Annotated in this window: 23 protein-coding genes and 4 pseudogenes; 18 read left to right on the top strand and 9 right to left on the bottom strand. The window is 32.4% G+C overall.

The features are described 5' to 3' along the window. Window position 1: 1 nt before the first annotated feature. From oppB to oppD, 3 genes are read right to left on the bottom strand one after another with little or no spacing between them, the layout of a single operon-like run. A complete protein-coding gene (oppB, locus tag PYW37_RS13105; RefSeq protein ID WP_010906163.1) occupies window positions 2-961 on the bottom strand; it encodes a murein tripeptide/oligopeptide ABC transporter permease OppB in 960 nt (319 codons plus the stop codon). Next, complete coding sequence (gene oppF / locus PYW37_RS13100) at window positions 942-1901, bottom strand: murein tripeptide/oligopeptide ABC transporter ATP-binding protein OppF (protein ID WP_010906164.1); 960 nt, start codon at window positions 1899-1901, stop codon at window positions 942-944. The genes oppB and oppF overlap by 20 nt, the downstream gene beginning before the upstream one ends. After that, window positions 1898-2914 carry a murein tripeptide/oligopeptide ABC transporter ATP-binding protein OppD gene (gene oppD / locus PYW37_RS13095; protein WP_011669112.1) on the bottom strand — a complete coding sequence of 339 codons (1017 nt, stop codon included), beginning with the start codon at window positions 2912-2914 and terminating at the stop codon, window positions 1898-1900. The genes oppF and oppD overlap by 4 nt, the downstream gene beginning before the upstream one ends. A gap of 277 nt (window positions 2915-3191) precedes the next feature. Here oppD and PYW37_RS13090 point away from each other — a divergent pair, with 277 nt between their 5' ends. From PYW37_RS13090 to PYW37_RS13070, 5 genes are all read left to right on the top strand, one after another. Further along, window positions 3192-4031, top strand: coding sequence for an IS982 family transposase (locus PYW37_RS13090; RefSeq protein ID WP_059232551.1), 840 nt, complete (start codon window positions 3192-3194; stop codon window positions 4029-4031). A gap of 319 nt (window positions 4032-4350) precedes the next feature. Continuing rightward, the gene (locus tag PYW37_RS13085; protein ID WP_003129670.1) at window positions 4351-5505 is read left to right on the top strand and encodes a RepB family plasmid replication initiator protein; all 1155 of its coding nucleotides are present in this window, start codon (window positions 4351-4353) and stop codon (window positions 5503-5505) included. A 145-nt stretch (window positions 5506-5650) separates the two neighbouring features. Next, window positions 5651-6460 carry a ParA family protein gene (locus tag PYW37_RS13080; RefSeq protein ID WP_003129672.1) on the top strand — a complete coding sequence of 270 codons (810 nt, stop codon included), beginning with the start codon at window positions 5651-5653 and terminating at the stop codon, window positions 6458-6460. A 1-nt stretch (window position 6461) separates the two neighbouring features. After that, window positions 6462-6686 (top strand): hypothetical protein, encoded by a 225-nt coding sequence (locus PYW37_RS13075; protein ID WP_003129673.1) that lies wholly within the window; start codon window positions 6462-6464, stop codon window positions 6684-6686. Between the two features lie 389 nt (window positions 6687-7075). After that, window positions 7076-7573 carry a hypothetical protein gene (locus PYW37_RS13070; RefSeq protein WP_225510063.1) on the top strand — a complete coding sequence of 166 codons (498 nt, stop codon included), beginning with the start codon at window positions 7076-7078 and terminating at the stop codon, window positions 7571-7573. Window positions 7574-7661: 88 nt separating this feature from the next. On the opposite strand, the gene PYW37_RS13065 is transcribed toward PYW37_RS13070, so the two are convergent. The 4 genes and pseudogenes from PYW37_RS13065 to PYW37_RS13050 all read right to left on the bottom strand — a co-directional run. Further along, complete coding sequence (locus tag PYW37_RS13065) at window positions 7662-8330, bottom strand: potassium channel family protein (protein ID WP_003129675.1); 669 nt, start codon at window positions 8328-8330, stop codon at window positions 7662-7664. A 19-nt stretch (window positions 8331-8349) separates the two neighbouring features. Then, window positions 8350-9669 carry a TrkH family potassium uptake protein gene (locus PYW37_RS13060; protein WP_225510062.1) on the bottom strand — a complete coding sequence of 440 codons (1320 nt, stop codon included), beginning with the start codon at window positions 9667-9669 and terminating at the stop codon, window positions 8350-8352. Window positions 9670-9703: 34 nt separating this feature from the next. Then, the gene (locus tag PYW37_RS13055; RefSeq protein WP_014011544.1) at window positions 9704-10846 is read right to left on the bottom strand and encodes a cation:proton antiporter; all 1143 of its coding nucleotides are present in this window, start codon (window positions 10844-10846) and stop codon (window positions 9704-9706) included. A 188-nt stretch (window positions 10847-11034) separates the two neighbouring features. Next, a pseudogene (locus PYW37_RS13050) lies at window positions 11035-11166 on the bottom strand (transposase); the annotation flags it as partial. Here PYW37_RS13050 and PYW37_RS13045 point away from each other — a divergent pair. From PYW37_RS13045 to PYW37_RS13035, 3 genes are all read left to right on the top strand, one after another. Further along, window positions 11166-11423, top strand: coding sequence for a helix-turn-helix domain-containing protein (locus tag PYW37_RS13045; protein WP_225510061.1), 258 nt, complete (start codon window positions 11166-11168; stop codon window positions 11421-11423). The pseudogene PYW37_RS13050 and the gene PYW37_RS13045 overlap by 1 nt on opposite strands. Window positions 11424-11783: 360 nt before the next feature. Continuing rightward, window positions 11784-12341 (top strand): DUF805 domain-containing protein, encoded by a 558-nt coding sequence (locus tag PYW37_RS13040; protein WP_021214620.1) that lies wholly within the window; start codon window positions 11784-11786, stop codon window positions 12339-12341. A 100-nt stretch (window positions 12342-12441) separates the two neighbouring features. Then, complete coding sequence (locus PYW37_RS13035) at window positions 12442-13110, top strand: CPBP family intramembrane glutamic endopeptidase (RefSeq protein WP_021214621.1); 669 nt, start codon at window positions 12442-12444, stop codon at window positions 13108-13110. 68 nt (window positions 13111-13178) lie between these two features. Here the strand turns inward: PYW37_RS13035 and PYW37_RS13030 are convergent, their stop codons facing one another. Continuing rightward, window positions 13179-14135, bottom strand: coding sequence for a S41 family peptidase (locus tag PYW37_RS13030; RefSeq protein ID WP_021214622.1), 957 nt, complete (start codon window positions 14133-14135; stop codon window positions 13179-13181). A gap of 263 nt (window positions 14136-14398) precedes the next feature. Here PYW37_RS13030 and PYW37_RS13025 point away from each other — a divergent pair, with 263 nt between their 5' ends. The 4 genes and pseudogenes from PYW37_RS13025 to PYW37_RS13010 form a co-directional block, all read left to right on the top strand. Beyond that, complete coding sequence (locus PYW37_RS13025; RefSeq protein ID WP_021214623.1) at window positions 14399-14638, top strand: helix-turn-helix transcriptional regulator; 240 nt, start codon at window positions 14399-14401, stop codon at window positions 14636-14638. After that, complete coding sequence (locus PYW37_RS13020; RefSeq protein WP_021214624.1) at window positions 14628-14978, top strand: hypothetical protein; 351 nt, start codon at window positions 14628-14630, stop codon at window positions 14976-14978. The genes PYW37_RS13025 and PYW37_RS13020 overlap by 11 nt, the downstream gene beginning before the upstream one ends. Before the next feature lie 201 nt (window positions 14979-15179). After that, window positions 15180-15860, top strand: a pseudogene (locus PYW37_RS13015) (IS6 family transposase). Window positions 15861-15914: 54 nt separating this feature from the next. Further along, window positions 15915-16355 (top strand): annotated as a pseudogene (locus tag PYW37_RS13010) (tyrosine-type recombinase/integrase); the annotation flags it as partial. Here the strand turns inward: PYW37_RS13010 and PYW37_RS13005 are convergent. Beyond that, on the bottom strand, window positions 16352-16774 hold the full coding sequence (locus tag PYW37_RS13005; protein ID WP_021214628.1) for a hypothetical protein: 423 nt from the start codon (window positions 16772-16774) through the stop codon (window positions 16352-16354). The pseudogene PYW37_RS13010 and the gene PYW37_RS13005 overlap by 4 nt on opposite strands. 169 nt (window positions 16775-16943) lie before the next feature. Between PYW37_RS13005 and PYW37_RS13000 the strand changes: the two genes are divergently transcribed. The 6 genes and pseudogenes from PYW37_RS13000 to PYW37_RS12975 all read left to right on the top strand — a co-directional run bounded on the left by PYW37_RS13000 (window position 16944) and on the right by PYW37_RS12975 (window position 21383). Continuing rightward, a complete protein-coding gene (locus PYW37_RS13000; protein WP_021214629.1) occupies window positions 16944-17726 on the top strand; it encodes a DUF2971 domain-containing protein in 783 nt (260 codons plus the stop codon). Window positions 17727-17858: 132 nt separating this feature from the next. Next, window positions 17859-18194, top strand: a complete 336-nt coding sequence (locus tag PYW37_RS12995; RefSeq protein ID WP_021214630.1) for a bacteriocin immunity family protein — start codon at window positions 17859-17861, stop codon at window positions 18192-18194. Window positions 18195-18462: 268 nt separating this feature from the next. Beyond that, window positions 18463-19782: an IS4-like element IS1675 family transposase gene (locus PYW37_RS12990; RefSeq protein ID WP_011834695.1), complete on the top strand. Its 1320-nt coding sequence runs from the start codon at window positions 18463-18465 to the stop codon at window positions 19780-19782. Window positions 19783-19999: 217 nt separating this feature from the next. Then, window positions 20000-20296 (top strand): BRCT domain-containing protein, encoded by a 297-nt coding sequence (locus PYW37_RS12985; protein WP_021215331.1) that lies wholly within the window; start codon window positions 20000-20002, stop codon window positions 20294-20296. Between the two features lie 30 nt (window positions 20297-20326). Beyond that, the gene (locus PYW37_RS12980; RefSeq protein ID WP_021214632.1) at window positions 20327-20782 is read left to right on the top strand and encodes a hypothetical protein; all 456 of its coding nucleotides are present in this window, start codon (window positions 20327-20329) and stop codon (window positions 20780-20782) included. Between the two features lie 3 nt (window positions 20783-20785). Further along, window positions 20786-21383, top strand: a pseudogene (locus PYW37_RS12975) (recombinase family protein). Window positions 21384-21789 lie beyond the last annotated feature (406 nt).

Genomic DNA, 21789 nt, shown 5'->3' with positions numbered 1-21789 from the left:
CTTATTGAATCCGAATTCGTGGGTCAACCATTGCCATGATAATATCCGACAGGAGGGCTCCAAGAAGTCCCAAAAAACCATTTAATAAAATCAAAGCCGTAATCATTGAATAATCTCGCCCAGATATTGAAGTAATAAAAAGTTGTCCTAAGCCAGGATAGCCGAAAATTGTTTCAGCAAATATTGCTCCTCCCAAGAGTCCAGTAATCACAAATCCAAAATTAGAAGCAATTGGTAATGAGGCATTTCTCAAAATATGACGTCTAAAAATCACTTTTTCCTTAACCCCTTTGGCTCGAGCCGTTCGTACATAATCTTGTGTTTGTTCATCTAAAATTCCTGAGCGGAAGTAAGTAAAGATTCCAACTGTTCCAAAGACCGCCAAACTAAAAGCCGGAAGAATCATGTGATAAATCTTACTAAAGAAAACAGGAATTATTCCCATCGCATCTGGACTTACCGTCCCACCTGTCGGAAACCAATTAAGACTATAACCAAAGATAAAGATAATCAAGAGATAGAATACGTAAGGTGGAATACCAAAAGTAATTGAATTATAGGTCAACCACAATTGGTCTTGCCATTTTCCTTCATTTCGAGCTGCAACTATCGACATCGGAATAGCAAATAAGTAAGTTAAAATAACTGACAAAAGTGACATCCAAAAAGTATTAATCGCTCTATGTCCAATGACAGTCATCACAGGCTCTTTGAGATTATAGGACATTCCTAAATTCCCATGTATGGCATTCCCTAGCCACCTGAGATACTGCTCCCACCAAGGGTCATATAAACCTGCTGCCCGTCTTAATGCTTCAACTTCATGTGGGTCGGTATGAGGACCAATCAACCCTGAAAAAGGATCACCAGGCATCAATTTAGCAAAGAAGAAAACAAGAATACTCAAGATAAATAATTGAGGGATCATCAATAAAATACGTCTAATAATTACTTTCCACATTTTCCCCTCCTTTTGGCAAAGCAGCCCAATGACTTTCACTTAATTTTTTTAAGGGCAAAGCGTGTCCATCTTTGTCATAAAAATTTGCTTTTTTATCCTCAAAGTCTTGTTCAACTTTTAGACGGTTTTTCCGATTTTCCGCTCTTCTTGTAACATCAATCGAAGGGATAGCAGATAAGAGTCGTTTAGTATAAATGTGCTGTGGCTCATCAAAAATATCTCTTCGTGTTCCTTTTTCGACAATTCGACCGTTGTGCATGACTGCAATATTATCAGTCATATGGCGGACAACCCCTAAATCATGAGAAATAAAAAGAAATGCAATTCCCAAGTCCTTTTGAATGAGCTTCATGAAATTCAAAACCTGAGCTTGAACAGATAAGTCTAATGCTGAAACTGGTTCATCTGCCACAATTAACTTAGGATTAGTAGCAACTGCCCGTGCGATTCCAATTCTTTGTTGTTGACCTCCAGAAAATTGGAAAGGATACTGTTCTAAAGCTTGTTTAGGTAGTCCAACAATATCCAATAATTCATGAATCCGTTTATTTTCCGTATTAGCATCTATTTTTTCAAAATTTCGAATAGGCTCCGCAATGATATCGTAAATTGTTTTCCGTGGATTCAAACTCGAAAATGCATCTTGAAAAATCATTTGAACATCTTTATTGTATTTGAGCTGGTTTCTTATCTTTTTTTTGCTGACATCTTGTCCTTTGTAAATCAATTGTCCTGATGTCATTTGTTCTAAACCAACAATTGTTTTGCCAATCGTTGATTTTCCAGAGCCAGATTCACCAACTAAACCGACAGTTTCTCCTTCATGAATCGTTAAATCTACTCCATCAACGGCTAAAACATTATCTGTCACTCGATTAAAGAAACCAGATCGAATAGGATAATAAACTTTTAAGTCCTTTAAATTAAGAATTTCGCTCACTTTTTACCCCCTTTCAATTTTTGATCTGGAAATTCAAATTTTTTCCAAGCCTGACCTCGAACAAAATGATTTGAAGAAATTTCAGTCATTTTTTCCGAAATTACTTTTTGAGCTTCTTCTTTCATCCAAGGCACTCGAGCGAGAAATAAATCTTTGTCATACTCAATTTCTGACAGAGAAGGCACAGACCCTGGAATCACATATAAATCATCCGAAACTGTTTCGGCAGATGGATTTGAACGCAAAAGTGACCGGGTGTATGGATGTTTGGGATTTTGAAAAAGCTCTTCAACAGAAGCTTTTTCGACGAGTTGTCCGGCATACATCACCGCCACTGTATCAGCAACTTCAGCAACAACCCCTAAATCATGAGTAATTAGAATAACCCCAGCATTCTTCTTCTTTTGTATTTCTAAAATCAAGTCTAAAATCTGAGCTTGAATGGTAACGTCTAAAGCAGTCGTTGGCTCATCAGCAATAATCAAATCTGGGTCATTGGCAATGGCTATTGCAATCATTACTCTTTGTCTCATCCCGCCTGAAAGTTGGTGGGGAAATTGATTAACGACTCTTTTAGGATTTGGAATTCCTACTTGTTCTAAAAGTTGAAAGATTCTACTTTCATACTGATTTTCTGGATAAACATCATGCACGGCCAGCATTTCCTTGATTTGCTGCCCAATTTTCATCAATGGATTAAGCGCAGTGAGTGGATTTTGAAAAATCATTCCAACTTTACTTCCTCGAATACTTGCCATGGAGTCACCCGTTTTACCAATCACTTCTTCCTCATCCAATAAAATGGAGCCTGTAATTTGAGTTTGATTTGGGTTGTGTAATCCCATAACAGCAGTTGCCAAAGTTGATTTCCCAGAACCTGATTCCCCAACAATGGCTAAAACTTCACCACGTCTAAGACTTAAATCAATATCATAAATTGCTTTTTGAAATTTACCAGCAATCCGAAAGGCAACACTCACTTGTTTTGCTTCCAAAATATTTTCACTTTCCATATTTACCTCAATGAAATCTTTCTAAATAGACTTAATAAAAGTATACTGCTTTTTCTGTATATTTGCAAAAAATTATCATTTTGGATATCTTCATGAATTTTCTGAACATTACGGGAAATGAAGGTAAAACAACAGTTTTGGAGGAAATAATAAAAGCAGTAATCATATTAAAAAATGCTTTTATTATACCCGAATTGCTAGTTAATTTCATTGGAAAATAAATAAGTCGTGCTATCCTAATCTTAAACCACTAAGCATTAGAAAGCGCACGACTTATATGACTTATAATAGCACACTTCCAAAAGTTTTTGTTTATTTACTGACAACCATTGAGACGCTTTATCAAACGAGTGTTCCCCTTGAGGTTCAAAACCGAAAGAACGTCCATCTCGCAACATCAGATTGCTTAGTTATCGCTTGTTACCTATGGGGCGTACTGCATTTTAGTGAAACGCTTAAAGCTAAGCACCAATTGGCTCAAAGTTTATTTCCTAATTTCCTAGAATATTCTCGCTTTGTCCGCCGTTGTAATGCCCTCTTACCGAGTATCCAAGTCATTCGCCAAGCACTCGTCTTTAAAGAGGTTGAAGGAATGAGTGTATCCATTATTGACAGCTTCCCCATTCCTTTGTGTCAGCCTATTCGTAATTTCATAAGCAAATTTCTTGGAGATTATGCAAATGTTGGCTACAATTCTACAAAGGGACAGTACTTCTATGGATGTAAATGTCATGCTTTAGTCAGTGAATCAGGCTATGTCATAGACTACACAATTACTCCTGCTTCAATGGCTGATAGTTCAATGACCGAGGAAGTGTTGAGTCAATTTGGGACACCAACAGTCCTTGGAGATATGGGATATCTAGGTCAGTCACTGCATGAAAGGCTGGAATTAGAAGGAATTGATCTAATTACACCTGACATGAAGCAAAAGAAAATCCTTTTCCCTAATTTTTCAAAACGTAGAAAAGTGATTGAGCGAGTTTTCTCTTTTTTGACAAATCTAGGAGCTGAGCATTGTAAAAGTCGTTCGCCTCAAGGTTTTCAATTGAAATTAGAGATGATACTTTTAGCGTATTCTTTACTGTTAAAATCAGCTAAATCACTGGAACCATAGACTTTAAGATATTCTATCGGGTATCAAGTCATGGCTAAATAATCAACTAGCAATTCGGGTATTTTAAAAAAAGAAAATTGGGACTCCTTAGAGTCCCTTTTAATTATTTTATATTATATATTTTGTCTTTTGTTCTTTTGCGAAAAAAAAAATATAGTGTTTGCAAGGGGTAACAGGATTATAGTCCTACAAAAAACTGTGCATAGTCCTACAAAAAACTGTGTATAGTCCTACAAAAAACTGTGTATAGTCCTACAAATTATTTGTGTTTGTAGGTGCTTTGTGTTATTATTTATTTAAATCATAAAAGGAGTGGATTATGCAAGAGATAGACACAGGAGAAAGAAATAAACAAATACAGGAAATAAGTTCAAGGAAGGTGGCAGAGCATAACGATTTAATTAGCTCAGTTGCAAAAATGGATAAGACACCATTAAAAATGTTTGAGCTAGCTGTTTCATGTATAGATACTGATGCTCCTCCTAAAGATAATATAGTATTCTTGTCAAAAAAGGAATTATTTACTTTTTTTGATGTTTCTGATAATGATAAACATCGTCGTTTTAAGGAAGCTGTTGAAAAAATGCAAGAACAAGCTTTTTTCAGAATAAAGGAGAAAAAGAATAGAGGGTTCAAGTTTAAACGGATAGTACCTATACCTTATGTTGAGTGGAATGATTATAATGATAAAGTTTTGATACGTTTTGATCAAGCTATTATGCCTTATCTCATAGATTTAAAAAATAATTTTACGCAATATGCCATATCAGATATTATGGAACTGAATAGCAAGTACAGTATTATTTTATATAAATGGTTCTCTATGTCTTATAATCAATTTGAGCATTACCAATATAAACCTAATAGAACGAAGAAACAATTGGAAGATTACAAGAGTCCTAGGATAATAATTAGTGACTTAAGAGAATTAACAGATACTGTTGATGACTATAGTAGATTTGATAATTTTGAAAAAAGAGTCATAAAAGATGCAATTAAAGAAATAAATTCTTTTACTCATTTTAATGTTGAGTATAAAAAAATAAAAAAAGGACGTTCAATCGATTCAATACAGTTTCATATAGTTAAGAAAGCAAATTGGAAAGATGAGAACTATAAACGTAATGATGTACAAGCACAATTAACTGAAGAACAAAATCAAGCTCAAAATCAGGTTAATTATGCAGTAGCAGTTGCAAATCCTTTTACCATGAAACTTATAAATTCCTCTTTGTTGTATGCAACTGATATAGCAAACCAGGACACGATTTTAGAGCTTGCTGAGAGTGTTTATCCTGTGTATGATAAACTTGTAAAAGAACTCGGAGAAGATGCCTTAGAAACGCATATGGACTATGTACGAAGAAAGATGGTAGATTATTCAAATGATAAAAAGAATATCGTAAAGTATTTAAGTATATCAGCAAAACAATATCTTAATTCAAGGTTGAGTAAACAGCAAATGAAAGAGTAAGGAAGAAGTTAACACAAAAGAAAGAAAAAGGTCGTGCAAAGGTATGACTTTTTTCTTGACTTTATCTTACGCAAGTGTTAAGATATAGGTATGACTTAAGTAATACCTACGGAATACTAAAGTAGTTGAAAGAGGAGAATAAGGTATGCAAGTAATTAGTTTTATGGCAATTAAAGGTGGTGTAGGAAAGACTACAATGGCTTTCCAATTTGCAAAATATTTGCAAGAAAATAATAAAAGTACATTATTAATTGATTTGGATTCACAAAAAAGTTTAACTGGTACATTTGAGACAAAAGATTTTAATTTTAAAGATAAACACAATATTTCAGAAATTCTCAGCAATCCCCAAATTGGAATCATTGCTACTACGGTTGAAAAAAATATTGATGTAATTCCTTCAACTAGTAATTTAGAAGAAATCGCAGATAACTTGGCAACTAAACCTAATAAAGAATTATTGTTATTTATGTGGTTTGTAAAAAATTCAAAAGAACTAAATCAAAAATATGATTATATTATTTTAGACTTACCACCTGCATGGAATTTATTAACCAAAAATGGTGTGGCAGTTGCGGATAAGGTAATATCACCAATGGAACCAAGTCGTTTTGGATACGAAAGTCATACCAAGGTATTACAAAGCGTTTCAACTTTAAAAAATGAAGTTGTTGATCCTGTCAGTGGTAAATCATATGTTAGCGCAAAAATCTATTTTTTAGGAAATAGAGTTAAACACAATACTAATTCATCTAAAGAATTTTTAGAAGCGTTAAAAAGTATAAATGATGTAATCGGAATTGTACCTGAAAAAGAAGCTATTAATACAAGTATGCTTCTTAAAAAGGGAATATTTGATTATTTAGAAGAGACAGGGCAAACTCATACACAAAATAAATTCATTGCATCATTAAAAAAAGTATTCAACCAAATAGAAACAAAGGGGATAGAGTAAAATGGCAAACAAGTTTGAAGATATGACCTTTGATAATAATGATTATCAAGTAGTAAAAAAAATTTCGGAAGATAATAACACAAATTTGGGTTGGGAGAAAAAAATCAAAACTAGTTTTTCAATAAAAAAAAGTAATTCAGAAAAACTAGATGAATTAGTAAAAAAATTTAATGCTAAATCAAGGTCAGTAATTATTGACATGCTAATTGAAAAAAGTGAACTATAAAAAGTATTACTAAAGTAATACTTTTCTCTTGCTAAGGTGTGCCTTTGGTATTTAATTGGTAAGAACATGATAGTACCTCATAGGTTATTCTTTGAATTATGAAAGAGGTTTAAATAGATGATAGTTTAAAAGAGTTAGAAGAATAGTTTATTAATTTAAGTAGGTAGTAAACGAAGAGTAATAGCATTTATAATCAAAGATGATGTTAAGAAAAAAGGTATTACTTTACGAATACTTTTCTCTTGATAAAGTAATACTGCTTTAGGGAAAACAGGCAAAAAAGACTAGCAATTTTGCAACTAGTCTTGTCATAGATCAGATTTTACTTTTATTTTATATTTAAGAAATATTTATAATCTGTTCAATGGATATAAGGTAAATTTTATCTGTTGATTTTATTCTCAAACGAAGAAGTAGATAACATTTCTCAGATTATGGAAAGCAACACAAATTACGTAGTGCTTCCAATACAAGGATGCACTACTACACTGTTTATTACTATTTTTAAAAAATTTCCACATATAGATATAATTCATATAGCTGGACATACTGATAATTCAAGAAGAAATGTTATGCTAAAATTTGTGGACTCAAATATGAGGTTTGAAGCATTCAAGAGAGCTACTCATTCACATCAATTTTCTCTTGCAGTACTTAATTGTTGTTCAACATTCGAATTTGCATTAGGAAATAAAATACCTAATGCATCAACCTGTATTCTTCATCAAGACTTAGTCCTTAGAGATGTTGCATATAACTTTATGGAATGCTTTTTTCAAACGTTTGAGCATACTAAAGATGTTCATCCCTCTTGGGATTATGCGGTTCAAAATTCAAATGAAAATCCTCCAAGATATTATTGTATTCTTCCTAATTTGAATAGTTGACGTACGCAAAGACAAAAAAATATAAGTTTCAGGAAAAGTTGTCTTTTTCGGATAGATATATACTATAAATATTGGTGAAAAATTTTCTTTATTCCTGAATATATTCAATAATTGTCGATTGCCGCCCAACAACTACTATCACATCATTCTCTCTAAAATGCTCCTCTGGCTCAGGGACAACATTTACAGAACCACTGTTCTTTATTGCAATAATATTTAATCCTAATTTTCTTCGAAGGTTGAGTTCCGTTAATGAGTTACCAATCCAGTGCTTTGGGACGTCCATCTCTATAATAGAATAATCTTGGTTCAACTCTAAATATGATTTCATTGAATAACCCGTATGATATTTCAGGGAAAGTTTTTCTGCAAGCTCTTTTTCTGGATATATAATTTCGTCAGCTCCTATTTTTTTCAAAAGATCTGACTGTAAATCACTTCCGGTTTTTACCACAGTGTACCTTGCTCCCAATTTTTTTAAAAGCATGGTTATTGTTATAGAAGCTTCAAAATTCTCACCGATCGTGACAAAACAAATATCAAAATCTGTAATACCTAAAGATTTTAAAACCTCTTCATTTGTACAGTCTCCAATAAATATATCATCAATTTTAGTTGCAAGTTTTTGACTTTCTGCTTCCTCTTTATCTACGACCATAACTTGATTACCAAGCTCTTGCATTTTTAATGCTAAATACCTTCCAAACTTACCCAGACCAATGATAAGTATAGATTTTTTAGACTTTTTAGATTTCATATTCTTCTATTCTCCAATTCTATCCAACAATGATTTCTTCTGAAACTCTACTTATTGGCGCTTGTTGATTTCTACCAACAATGGCAAAAATTAATAACATCCAGCCCACTCGACCTACAAACATTAAAACTACTAAAGTTATTTTAGACAGTGCTCCTAAATTAGGAGTAATACCAAGTGTAATTCCCACTGTTCCTAAAGCCGAGAACACTTCAAAAATAATTTCTTCCAAAGTAGAGGAATTAAGAGAACTTAATATGAGAGCTCCAACGCTTCCAATAATTAAGTAAAAAGTAAACATTGCGCTAGCTTGTTTGATTGTATTATCGGAAAATCTCCGTTTCAATATAGAAGATGTTGGTCTCCGCCTCGAATTATCAAAAGCGCTGAAAAACAAAACAGCAACAGTAGTAACTTTTAAACCACCCGCTGTTGATCCGGATGAACCTCCAACAATCATTAAAAGGATCGTTAAAAAAATACTAGCATTGGTAAGCATTGGTAAATCTACAGCATTGAAACCCGCTGTTCTAGGGGAGATAGACAAAAATAAACTGGATAGTATTTTTCCCTTTACTCCCACCTCTTTAAAAATATGATTATTTTCAATAAGAAGGAATAAAATACTTCCAACTAAAGTGAAGGCAATTGAAGTAATAAGCACTATTTTTGTATGCAAAGAGTATTTTTTAAAATTTAGTTTATAGCGTAAAATATCATCCCAGACAATAAAACCTAGGCCTCCTAAAAATATCAGAATACTAACTGTTAATATTACTAATGAATCAGTACTATAGGGAGTTAAGGAGCTATATTTTCCAAATCGGCCCATGAGGTCAAATCCAGCATTACAAAATGCCGAAATTGAATGAAATACCCCATAGTAAATTCCCGTTTTTATACCAAATTCTGGAATAAAACGTATTGAAAGTAAGGCTGCTCCAATGGCTTCTATCATTATTACGAAAATCGTGATACGCTTTACTAAAAATGAGAGATTTGCGGAATGTAAAAGTCCTGATGATTCAACCAATAGTTGTCGCTCATGTAAACCGATTTTATGTCCTAATCCCGTAGATATACTGATAATAACTGTCATGAAACCAATCCCACCAACCTGAATTAGACATAGAATTACCAACTGTCCCAAAAAAGACCAATGAGTAAAGGTATCATAAACAGTCAATCCTGTGACACATAGTGCACTAATTGAAGTAAATAAGCTATCAAGTAGTGGAGTCCAGTTACCTGTTTTGGATGAAATAGGCAATGCCAATAAAATGGTTCCTATCAATCCTAATAGAATAAATCCCAAAACTATTTTTTGAGAATAAGTCAACGTCTTGAAAAGCACCATATTCCTCGATTTCTAATTATATATTCCTTGCACTATCTTTTTTTATTACCATTTTAATTAGAAATGGAGCTAATAGTGTCGTCAAAATAATGACAATGACTAATTCTGAATAGATATTTTTATTAATGATAGCTCCACTTAATCCAATTTGTGCAACTATAAGTGACATTTCTCCTCTTGATACCATTCCTGTACCAATAAGAAGTGACTCACTTTTTTGTAGGTTACACGCCTTACCAGAATAATATGCAGGAAGAAATTTAGTCAAAATGGCTAGTAAGGTAAATAAAATAACAATAAATGGATGTTCAAACAAAACATCAAAACTTATAGAAATTGCTATTGAAACAAAGAAAATTGGAATAAAAATGACATAACCGATTGCAGAAACATACTCTTCAATTATCTCAGAAACTTCTGTTTGACTAATTGCAATCCCTGCAAAAAAACTTCCGATTACAGCTGACATACCAACTTTATCGGCAAGTAAACTTAAACCCAAGCATATTATTAATGCTGATGTCGTATTTTTGGCATAAATTGGCAGTTTATTTATAAATTTCCAAACTTTAGGGATAAACTTATGTACAAAAAACAAAAATACAAAAAATAATATTTCCATTGAAAACTGCACAATTAAATTTCCTTCACCATTCTTAAAGCTTTTAAACACGGAAAGAATCAATATAGCTAAAATATCGTCAACAACTGCAGCACCTAGTATAATATTCCCCGCTTTTGTTGAAAGATAACCATACTCCTGCAGTACTTTAACTGTAATAGATACAGACGTTGCTGCAAATACTATACCATAAAAAAGACTAGTAGAGATAGATCTTCCCGAATAGAAAGCAACTATTCCAAAGATAGTTATTGGAATAATAACGCCTGATAATGCAACCAGAATTGAGGGTTTCAGATTTTTTTTAAGAACTTCTAAATCACTTTCAAGTCCTGCTAGAAACATTAAGAGGATAACTCCAATTTCTGACATTACTTCTATAGTATGTCCTCCATTAATTAAACCCAGTACTGATGGGGCAAGAATTATTCCTATCAACATCTGACCAACAACTTCCGGAATTTTTAATTTCTTTGAAAGCAACGTAGCTAACATAGAGAAGAAAAGTATAATTGTAATTTGAAAAATATCTTCCATTTTTGAGTTCCTTCGATTTCTTTATTGAATAATATTAATTATAACATCCAGGATACTGATTTTTTTAAATTAATTTAGAATAATATTTTCTATTGATTAATTTTATCAAAATAATTAGTTTGCTTCTCAGCATAAAACCTATTATCAATATTAGTTTCGGAAAAATTTTAATTTTTCCGAAAGTTATAGATGTCTCGTTCTTCCTTAACTTTAGCCAGTTGTCTTTTTAATTCTAGAAAATCAGCTTTAGAGACGGAGCTTTCATTAGATTTAGAGTAGAGGTCTATCCATTTATAAATTGTTGCAGGGGCCACGTCGTATGACGTTAAGTCAAGTTTTTAGAGTAACAAACGTAGAATTAGCTAATCAACTTTTAGTTAGTAGCAAAACTATATCTAATTGGGAAACTGGGAAGACGACTCCTGATATTGATAACCTTATTCGTATAGCTTCTTTATTTCAAATATCTTTAGATAATTTATTAACGGAGGGGTCAGAAGTGGTAGAAAATATAAAGAAAAAGGCAGAGATTAATAATTTAAAAAATATTCATACTGTACAGTCATTACAGATTTAGTTTTTTTATTCATAATTTTGATTAGCCATTATGGTGCAGAGTTACCAATATCAATTTTAAAAGCCACTTGTATTGGTATTGGTGTAAATATTGCAGGGATGTTCTATTTTTTTAAATAGAATTAAAATTTTGGAAGATAAAACTAAAAAGCAACAAAGAAAAGAGATTTTCATAACAATAATCTTATGCATACTAGCTTTCGTTGTTACAATGCTCGTCTCATGGTTTAAGCATTAATAATGAACAAGTGACTAATAAAATAGCTATTTTGGGGTTGGATATTAGAGAATTAATCTATAGGATTCTCTTTTTATTCTTTATTTTGTTATGATTGATTTAGAAGAAGGAGGATTTTTAATTATGGAAAAAATAAATGAAGTTCCTGGGCAAGTGAGTTTTGGACGAGCATTGAAGGATTTTTTTATTGGATATATTGATTTCAAGGGAAGAACGACTCGAGCTGGATATTGGTGGATGACGTTAATTTTAATGATTATTTCATTTGTTCCAATTATATTTTTTGTCTATGTAGCAATTGGTTCTGCTATGAGTATTTCAGGGAGTGCAAACGAAACTGATTTTTTGGCTTCTACGTTTGAAAGCTTTATTATTCCATTGTTTATTATGGCTTTTATTGGGATATCATTATTTCTTCCAAGCCTCGCTATGGCTGTGAGACGCTATCGAGATGCTGGTTTACGAGGGCGAGGATTTTTAGTTTTATGGGGCATATCCATTGCTTCTAGCTGCACAGAAACAATAAGTACCTTACAACAAAGCGGCGGAAGTGCAATATTCACATTTTTGACATACGCGATAGGGTTACTGTTCTTTATTTTGACAGTGTTACCAACTAATGCAGTTACTACAAAATCGGATAATGGCTTTATACTCTTTTTCTTACGAGCAAAAGAATAATAATAATCTATATTTGAATTCAAAAAGAATAAAAAGGGTTCTGTTATAAAAATTTCCAGTACCCTAAATTTAATCTATTAATGAAAGTTGGAAAAGAATTTTGAATTATATTAAGAAATTTTTTATTGTATTGGGGCTTGCAATACTCAGTCAAATAGGGATGGCTGTTTATGGTGGAGCAAAAGGTTTTTCTTTAGAAACCGGTGCACACAAGTTATCCTTACTAGCTGTACTCATTCTAATTATATTTATTGTGGGGAATATCTACTTATTAATGTATTTAGGTAAAAAGTTAGGCTTTTTAACGCCAAGCAAAGATTTCCTCACTAAGAAAAACATTATATACATCTTAGTGGGTACCCTAATTGCTCGGACTGTCGGAATTGGTGGTACATTATTGCTTAATGCCACAGGAGTCACACAGACGGCAAATGATGAAGCGATAGGACAACTTTTTACAGGTGAAAACCCATTATTAATTATCTTACTTATTGGGATTGCAGCTCCAATAATGGAAGAAATCGTATTTAGAGGAGGAATTGTCGGCTATTTATTTAAAGACCTTCCAGTTGTTGGAATTATTGTAAGTAGTGTGCTTTTTGGGTTGATGCACTCCCCAACAAACATCATCAGTTTTCTTATTTATGGTTTAATTGGATTGACCTGTGCTATAGCTTACTTTAAGACAAGACGATTAGAAGTTAGTATAGCTATACACTTTTTAAACAACATTTTACCTGCATTGGTACTTGCTTTCGGTATATCATAGTAAGTAACGTTAAGTTTTGACTAGCAAAAAAGACTTACCATATGTTTTTCTTGGCAAGTCTTTTTGCTTTACTTTATTTGAGATTTTATCCATTCTATTGCAGAACTTTTAGCATTATTTGTTTGAATGTCCGGACTAATAGGAAAATTTTTATAAATATTATTTGTTCTGTCTTTTACAAAAGCAGAAGTTATTTGTAATGTTGAGCCATCATATAAATAGACGGTTTGATTAGCAGAAGTATAACCTGCTGAATCAGAACCCAAAAATTTAACATTAGGTATTCCCTTAAAGCACAAAGCGGTTAATTCGCCGGAGCTCCCTGTATTATTATCTATTAATACAGCAATAGGAGCTTTTTTAATTTTTTTATTATCACTTACTTTTGTTGATGACCCGCCACTATTTATTTCTCCATTTTGTAGTTCAACAGGTTTAGAATGACTACTTTTATCAACATAAGTAAATAGAGTTCCATCAGGCAATAGGGGGGATAATCCTAATACCATAGGAGATAAGTCTCCACCTCTATTCCCCCTCAAATCAACAATTACCCCATTATAGTTGTTTTTATGCAATGAAGATTCTAAAAAATTAGCGTAATCAGATGCTTGACTATTATTTCCAGTAAATTCAGGAATAGTTAATATTAAAGTGTTGCCTTCGATTTCTGCCTTTGGTTTTATATATTTTGTAATGCTTCTTTTTGATATGTCTTCTTCATGTTCAATAAAAGAATGCTTTCCTCCTGCAACTTTAATCGCTTTTTGTAAAAAAGGGATTGTTTCTGCATAGTTTTTAGCATTTGATGTTTCTTCTATCGTCTTTTTTTTAGTTTCTACCCATTCTTTTGAATCAGTAAATAGCCCAAGTTCATCCATATTTTTTAAGGCAACTCGAACATACTTCTGAGGGGAGGGTGGTACTAAATATATGTTGAATTTATACCCCCAAAAATAGATAATTCCTAAAAATAAAGCACATACTGCCACTAAACCTAATAAAATTCGCTTACCTATTTTCATATTAAATATTCTCCATCAGTTATTTTAATACTATTAAAACATAATTTGAATGGAAAATCCTGAAACTTTGGACTGATTGTAAACGATAAATCTAGGAAGTAATTTTGCGCTCTCATATCAACTCAAAGTTTAAAAATTAGACATGATGGGAAGTTATGACTAGTTTTCTATTTTTGGTTAAGTAAATAATAAATATATTAAATATAATTATACTTTACTTTTTTTAAAAGTTTGTTGTATTATTGTTTTAAGGAGGTCAGTTTATGAAAAAAGACTTTGGCGATTCCATTAACAATAAAGTATATGAATTTCGTGTATTAGCTCGATTATCTCAAAAGGAATTAGCAGATAAAATAGGAGTGTCTAAACAAACAATATTTGTTATGGAAAAAGGGAAGTATATTCCTACTCTTTTGTTAGCATTTAGAATAGCAACTTTTTTCAAAGTAGATATAACAGATATTTTTTCTTATGATTTAGGAGGAGCAGAAAATGAAAATTAAAAGTTTAAGTGATATACCAGAAGCCATGTTCTATCCTCTGAAGGAATGGTCGGAACAATCAATTGGCAATTTTAATCTACTTGTGGGAATTGGTTTTATATTTGTTATGTTCAGTGCTATTTTTGTAGTTACTTATTCTATAAAAATGGGTAAAAGTGACGAAAGAACCTTGTTGATTAGTTTAAAAAGCGCCTACGTTATGTTGGTTGCTATTATCGCATGTGATATGTTTTTTCCAAGAGGATATTTAGTCAATCAATTTTTTATGTTTAAATATGGGATTGCTTGTTTTGTTAGTGGACTATATTTATTTCTTCAATACCGAAAAGATTTTAAATGATAACAGTTATAAGCTAGAAGATGAAACGTACAAAGGAGCAACCGCTCAAAACAAGCAAATAGAAATTTTGACTAGTTTGCTAGACCAGCAACAACGATTAGCTTTACAAGATAAAAAATTACTTGAAGGGTTCTGTTGCAAAGTTTTCCAAAAAATCTATTTTAGTGTAAAATTGAGAAAAAAGACAGAGAGGACAGAGTAATGAATCATTTTAAAGGCAAACAATTCCAAAAAGACGTCATTATTGTCGCTGTTGGTTACTACCTGCGTTACAATCTAAGCTATCGTGAAGTTCAGGAATTGTAATATGATCGTGGAATAAATGTTTGTCATACTACGATTTATCGTTGGGGGCAAGAGTACAGCAAAGTCCTCTATTATCTTTGGAAGAAGAAAAATAGACAATCCTTCTATTCATGGAAAATGGACGAAACCTATATCAAAATTAAGGGACGTTGGCATTATCTTTATCGTGCAATTGATGCGGACGGCTTAACCTTAGATATCTGGTTACGAAAGAAACGGGATACGCAAGCAGCCTATGCTTTCTTAAAACGACTCCATAAACAGTTTGGTGAGCCGAAAGCAATTGTGACCGATAAAGCACCTTCTCTTGGCTTCGCCTTTAGAAAGTTACAGAGTGTGGGTTTATATACTAAGACAGAGCACCGAACTGTGAAGTATCTTAACAATTTAATAGAACAAGACCATCGACCTATTAAACGACGGATTAAATTTTATCAAAGTCTCCGTACAGCCTCTTCCACGATTAAGGGCATGGAGACCCTTCGAGGAATATATAAAAAGAACCGAAGAAATGGAACGCTCTTCGGCTTTTCGGTGTCTACTGAAATCAAGGTATTAATGGGAATAACAGCCTAAGATATTTGGAGTTCAGAGAGAACGCATTTGATTTTCAAACTTCGCAACAGAACCACTAAATCTGTTTACTATGTAAATAAAACCAACCACGTAAATAGTACAAAAACAAGAGATGTAACAAGGTATATAACTTTAAATCAAAAACTCTTGAATACTTTGAAAGAGTGGAAAAATAAGCAGGGTGAAATACTAAGTCAATTTACCACTTCGACACAAAACTTGCAAGTTATTCAATCAACACCAGTAACAGTAACTAAAAATATGATTGATAAAAAGTTTAAACAAATACTTCAAAGAGACCCTAGCTTGAAAAGGATAAGAATTCATGATTTTAGACACTCACACGCTTCATTATTGATTAACCAAGGAGAAGATTACCTAGTAGTAAAAGAACGTTTAGGACATGCTTCTATCACAACTACGATAGATACCTATTCACATCTATACCCTAGCAAACAAAAATCAATAGCTGACAAATTAGATAATTTATATTAAAAGCCTCTAAAATCATAAAGTAAAAGTGAAAGTTTTTCATTAATCGCAATAAATTCTAAAAGATATTCTTTAGAGATAACAAATTGTAAATTATCATCTTTTACTTTAGTCTTAGTTGCTAAGATCTGTGAATCATCTTGAGTAATTTGAAAGCTGTGAATTATTCTATTTCTTCTCTTTACAAGGTCAAAAAAAATGTTGACAATATCTTCAGGAAAACTTTCTTCCATTTTCTTAAATTGTTTTTGTAGCTTTCCAGATTCTAAGTCCATTAAATTGTACCAACTCAGATCATTCGAATTAGCTAAAACATTTTCAATAATAAAACTATTATTTGCATTGAAAACACATAAACAAGTACCTAATAATTCACGGTACTCCTTTGATGGCAAAACCTGTCGTGTATAACTTTCATACATAATATCACACCTCAAAATAATTTATGGTACCATTTTGGTAACTGAATAAATTATATTATCAAATATACAAAAAGACAAGGTTTCTTGACCTTGTCTTTTTTGTTTTTTATGTATATTATATAATAAAAGTTACTAATAATTACTATATAATCTAAAGAAGGATAATTTTATGAAGACTCTCTATCATTATACATCGGTTGACACGTTGCTACTTATCTTACAGAATAAGACTTTAAGGTTTAAAAGTTTGCTTTATGTTGATGACCCATTAGAACCTACAACTTCAGACTTCGGCAACTTAGGTGGATTTAAGTATGTTTCTTGTTGGACTGATACACCTAATAGCATTCCACAATGGACGATGTATTCTAATAATATGACTGGAGTATGCATAGGTATCAGTTTTGAAAAAGAAACTGAGGTTTTTTTGACGGAAAAATTTTCTTTTTCTAAATCTTCTGAACCAATTGATATAGTAAAGATATTACATCCTTTGAAATCAGGCTTATTAGTTACTAATAATAAATATGTGCCATCTTTGGAACAAATACAGTATACTGATGATATTTCCTTGACTACTCCACAGGTAATTTCCTCAAATGAAACTCATACATCTATTAATTTAGTTTCAAATGGAATATATAAGACAACTGAGTGGAGTTTCCAAAATGAACAAAGATTTTCTTTCCAGATTTTTCCTCTATCAATAGATTTAATTTTAAAATCAATGAATGCAAATGTAGGAGATATGTCTGAAATAGTAAATAGTTTTACTTCTGTTCAACCCACAGAATACTTGGATTTAGATCTAAATCCAACTATATTCAATAATATGACAATTACTTTTGGCAAAAGATGTTCAGCTGAAGATAAGTTGAAAGTAACCAAATTTTTAGAGGATAATAAATTAGATATTCCTTTATTTGATAGTTCTGTTAATATAAAGCCTTAAATTAGGTTATCTAATTTGTCAGCTATTGATTTTTGTTTGCTAGGGTATATATATAGAAATAGGTATATAATGAAATACATTCATAGGGAATGAAAACTAAACTATTGATGATAGTTAATAAAGGAGATTAAAATGTTTAGTGAAAAAAAGGTTGAATTGACAGAAGGGGAAAAACTCTTCTTGGATAGTATTTATGATTTAATATTAAATCCTGATATTACTGAAGAGGAAAGAGGCGTTTTGATATCAGCTAAAACAGATTTAGAAAAAACGGGATTTTTGCCCAGAGTAATGAACCAACTCATACTTGCTTTTAGAGGAAATGCTATTAATAGAACACTAACAAAACCTGTTTCAAACTTTTATGTTAATTTGTACAATACCACAAGTCTTATGGAGAATATTAGTGGAGCAGCCACCTTATCCGCTGCTATGATTCCAATTTGGTCGGTTGGAGGTAATAATTGAATTGAGAATACTATTTAACAATTAATATCAGAAAGTAAAAGAAGTACCTGTAACTTTTAATTACTCAGGTACTTTTTATATATATCAATTTAAAAACAGGACACCAGGGTATACTCCAATGTCATTAAGTTAAGGAAAACAGAAAAACAGGAAGGATCTAATCACCTCCTGTTTTATTTTATTCTAAGCAAGAAGAACACCCTCTTGATACAATTATTTTATCAATAATAAAACGTCAAAGCGTTACGTATTCTGGAGGGATGTCCTATTGCTTAATACTACCAAAGTTCCATCAACACTTCAAGTGTCTCATCAAATAAAGAAAAACTTAGAAGATCAAATCCACGAGATTACCAATCATCCTGAAATTTATGCTCAATCTCCTTTTGATTTTTCTAGAAATAGAAAGTTATCTTTTGAGACAACGATTAAAATCATCCTCTCTTTTGGAGGGCAAAGTCTATCTAGTGAATTACTCTCACATTTTAATTTCACCCTAAAAACCCCTACCGCGTCTGCTTTGGTACAAGCTCGTAGTAAAATAAAGTTAAAAGCATTTGAGCAACTCTTTTACCGAACTATTCCTTCAGCACAACCCAATAAATTATACAAAGGCTATCGAATATTTGCCCATGATGGTTCTGATCTTAATATCCCTTACAATGAAAAAGAATCAGATACCCATTATAGAGTTGGGAAATTTGGGAAGCATGTTGGATCACTTCACCTTAATGCTTTATATGATCCTTTAAATAAACACTACGTGGCAGTGGACTTTCAAAAAATTAAGCAGTTAAATGAACGTAAAAGTTTGTGTCAGATAGTTGATGATTTTGATTTCACAAGTCCAACAATTATTATTGCGGATCGTGGGTATGAATCTTTTAATGTTTATGAACACATTAAAAAAAGCGGACAAAAATTTTTGATTCGAGCAAAAGATACAAAGAGTAATGGGTTGCTTAATGGCCTTGATTTGCCATCAGATGGAACATTTGATAAAAAAATAACCCTTCAATTAACAAGAAGACAGACAAATAAGGTAAAAAAAGATAAACATTATCATTTCTTGCATAAAAGAGCGAATTTTGATTATCTTCCTATCCGCTCCAAAGAAACTTATCCGATCAGTCTCAGAGTCGTTAGAATTAAGTTGAATGAGGACACCTATGAATCCTTAGTGACAAATCTGGATCCGTTCCTATTTACAAGCGAAGACCTAAAAGTCCTTTATCACTTGCGTTGGGGAATTGAAACTTCCTTTAGAGAATTGAAATATGCTCTAGGTTTAAGCCACTTCCATTCAAAGAAACTTGACTTTATTATCCAAGAAATCTTTGCCCGTCTCATTATGTATAATTTTTCAATGACAATTACTTTGGCTGTGGTCTTATCTAATCGTTTAAAACACTCCTACCAGATTAATTTTACACAGGCCTTTGGGATTTGTAGGCGGTTTTTCCTTGATCAAAACGTCAATGTAGAGCAATTGATAAGCCGATATCTTCTTCCCATAAGGCCGAATCGGAGTGATCAAAGAAGATTAATAAAAAAGAAATTTCCTGGTTTTTTATATCGTATTGCCTAAGATTATCAATCGGACTATACAAGTAGGACGTTTTTTTGCGTGATTCATTTATGAAATTAGAACGTCAATGAGATAGAAAAACAAAATATTTAAGAATAAAATGATACTGTTTTCCTTAACTTAATGACATTGGGGTATACTCTATTGAACTATTTTTAGTTAGTGGTATAATAGCTATTGCAGGTGTTCATTAGACTTGTTCAAAAAAGGTGGAAAATTGTTAGAAAATGAATATTTCGTGTTCACTGGAACACTCACCACAATGACGAGAAAACAGGCGCAAGCTATTATTTCAGGGCTAGAAGGTCATAATCAAAGTAGTGTCACGAAAAAAACCACACGGCTGGTGACAGGCTATTTCCCCATTGATTTAATCAAGGGCTATTCCCCTTCTCGAAAACTGACAGAAGCAGAACAAGCGATTGAATTAGGACAGCCTTTGATTATCATGAGTGAAAAAGAGTTTGTGGACTTTTTAGCACAATTTTTCCAATTACTATCAAAAGGATTGTAAACAATCATAAAAGAAAGAGAGAAACTATAAATGAAAAAAATAATCGCATTTAGTAGTATTGTTCTTCTAGCTATTTTTGGACTTGTAGCATGTGGTACGAACTCCCAAAAATTATCGAAAGAGAATATTGACCGTATTCATTTTACCATTACCAATGGGAGTAACTATCAATTTCAAGAAACGGATATGAATATCAAGAAAAAAGAAATGGTTTCATCAATTGTCGATTATCTTGATGAGTTGGATTTATCCAAAAAAAATGAGGTCAAAGATACTGGCGGTTTAGTCGGTGCTGATACGTATACACTGGATTTGAACCGTGGAACAAAATTTGTCAGAAGATACATGATTTATGGCGATTACATCACCATTGGTAAGGATAAAAAACAGCAAGTGATTTATAAAGTGAAACACGATAAACTATCTGATTTACTTAAAACGTTGGACGATTTGGCAGAAGCCAATAATGATAAAGAGGAGGAGTAGAAAATGGCAAAAATAGGTTATGCTCGTGTTTCAAGCAAAGAACAGAACCTAGACCGCCAGTTAGAAGCCTTACAGGACGTTTCTAAGGTGTTTTCAGATAAGGCAAGCGGACAATCCTACTGAACGTCCTCAATTACAAGCCATGCTGACTTATTTACGTGAGGGTGATATTGTCGTGGTGACAGAATTAGACCGCTTAGGACGAAATAACAAAGAATTGACCGAACTGATGAACCAAATTCAACAAAAAGGCGCAACGCTGGAAGTCTTAAACTTGCCATCCATGACAGGGATTGAAGACGATAATTTAAGGCGTTTAATCAATAACTTAATGATTGAATTGTACAAATACCAAGCAGAAAGTGAACGAAAACGGATTAGAGAACGGCAAGCCCAAGGTATTGCCATTGCCAAACAACGCGGACGATTTAAAGGACGAAAAAAGAAATATTCTTTTGAAGATGAGGGCTTGCAACATGCCTTTGATTTATACCAACAAGGATTAACAGAAAAAGAAATCGAGCGTAAAACTGGAATTAATCGAACGACTTTTCGACGTTATCGTCAAAAATATAACGTGATAAGAGAAGACAGAAAATAATAAGCTGATATTAGCCCTCAGAAGGGCTTTTTCTTTTAACTATGATATTTATTACCAACTCACGTTTAAAATGTCTTAGAATGCAAAATATGAGTTTCTAGGACTATTTAAAGCTTTTCATCTAAACAAAGTAGTCACGACCGTTAGGGAGTTCTTTTTAGTGGCAGAATGAATCTAATATAAAATTAGAGTGTACAAGCGGAGCGACAAGAGCAACGTAGGGAGTTTAAATTTAGAACCTCAATTCAATGGTTTTGACTTTTTCTTTTGACCTTGATTTTAATTTTTGAAAAAAATAAAAAAGGCGAAGCCTATTTATATTTATCATATATATTTTAATCTTTTATTCTTTTGCGTGCTAAAAAAGCAAGTGTTTGCAAGGTTTTACAGAATTTAATGTGTACAA

It is taken from the genome of Lactococcus lactis (assembly GCF_029023865.1).
GTDB classification, from domain to species: domain Bacteria; phylum Bacillota; class Bacilli; order Lactobacillales; family Streptococcaceae; genus Lactococcus; species Lactococcus lactis.
The sequence above is the reverse complement of the archived record's forward strand: the minus strand, read 5'-3'. Positions and strand labels throughout refer to the sequence as shown.

What these genes read in the sequence shown, in the direction of transcription:
- oppB (WP_010906163.1), bottom strand. Translation starts at nt 961, where the DNA reads ATGTGGAAAGTAATTATTAGACGTATTTTATTGATGATCCCTCAATTA.
- oppD (WP_011669112.1), bottom strand. Translation starts at nt 2,914, where the DNA reads ATGGAAAGTGAAAATATTTTGGAAGCAAAACAAGTGAGTGTTGCCTTT.
- PYW37_RS13090 (WP_059232551.1), top strand. Translation starts at nt 3,192, where the DNA reads ATGACTTATAATAGCACACTTCCAAAAGTTTTTGTTTATTTACTGACA.
- PYW37_RS13085 (WP_003129670.1), top strand. Translation starts at nt 4,351, where the DNA reads ATGCAAGAGATAGACACAGGAGAAAGAAATAAACAAATACAGGAAATA.
- PYW37_RS13080 (WP_003129672.1), top strand. Translation starts at nt 5,651, where the DNA reads ATGCAAGTAATTAGTTTTATGGCAATTAAAGGTGGTGTAGGAAAGACT.
- PYW37_RS13075 (WP_003129673.1), top strand. Translation starts at nt 6,462, where the DNA reads ATGGCAAACAAGTTTGAAGATATGACCTTTGATAATAATGATTATCAA.
- PYW37_RS13065 (WP_003129675.1), bottom strand. Translation starts at nt 8,330, where the DNA reads ATGAAATCTAAAAAGTCTAAAAAATCTATACTTATCATTGGTCTGGGT.
- PYW37_RS13055 (WP_014011544.1), bottom strand. Translation starts at nt 10,846, where the DNA reads ATGGAAGATATTTTTCAAATTACAATTATACTTTTCTTCTCTATGTTA.
- PYW37_RS13045 (WP_225510061.1), top strand. Translation starts at nt 11,166, where the DNA reads ATGACGTTAAGTCAAGTTTTTAGAGTAACAAACGTAGAATTAGCTAAT.
- PYW37_RS13040 (WP_021214620.1), top strand. Translation starts at nt 11,784, where the DNA reads ATGGAAAAAATAAATGAAGTTCCTGGGCAAGTGAGTTTTGGACGAGCA.
- PYW37_RS13030 (WP_021214622.1), bottom strand. Translation starts at nt 14,135, where the DNA reads ATGAAAATAGGTAAGCGAATTTTATTAGGTTTAGTGGCAGTATGTGCT.
- PYW37_RS13025 (WP_021214623.1), top strand. Translation starts at nt 14,399, where the DNA reads ATGAAAAAAGACTTTGGCGATTCCATTAACAATAAAGTATATGAATTT.
- PYW37_RS13020 (WP_021214624.1), top strand. Translation starts at nt 14,628, where the DNA reads ATGAAAATTAAAAGTTTAAGTGATATACCAGAAGCCATGTTCTATCCT.
- PYW37_RS13005 (WP_021214628.1), bottom strand. Translation starts at nt 16,774, where the DNA reads ATGTATGAAAGTTATACACGACAGGTTTTGCCATCAAAGGAGTACCGT.
- PYW37_RS13000 (WP_021214629.1), top strand. Translation starts at nt 16,944, where the DNA reads ATGAAGACTCTCTATCATTATACATCGGTTGACACGTTGCTACTTATC.
- PYW37_RS12995 (WP_021214630.1), top strand. Translation starts at nt 17,859, where the DNA reads ATGTTTAGTGAAAAAAAGGTTGAATTGACAGAAGGGGAAAAACTCTTC.
- PYW37_RS12980 (WP_021214632.1), top strand. Translation starts at nt 20,327, where the DNA reads ATGAAAAAAATAATCGCATTTAGTAGTATTGTTCTTCTAGCTATTTTT.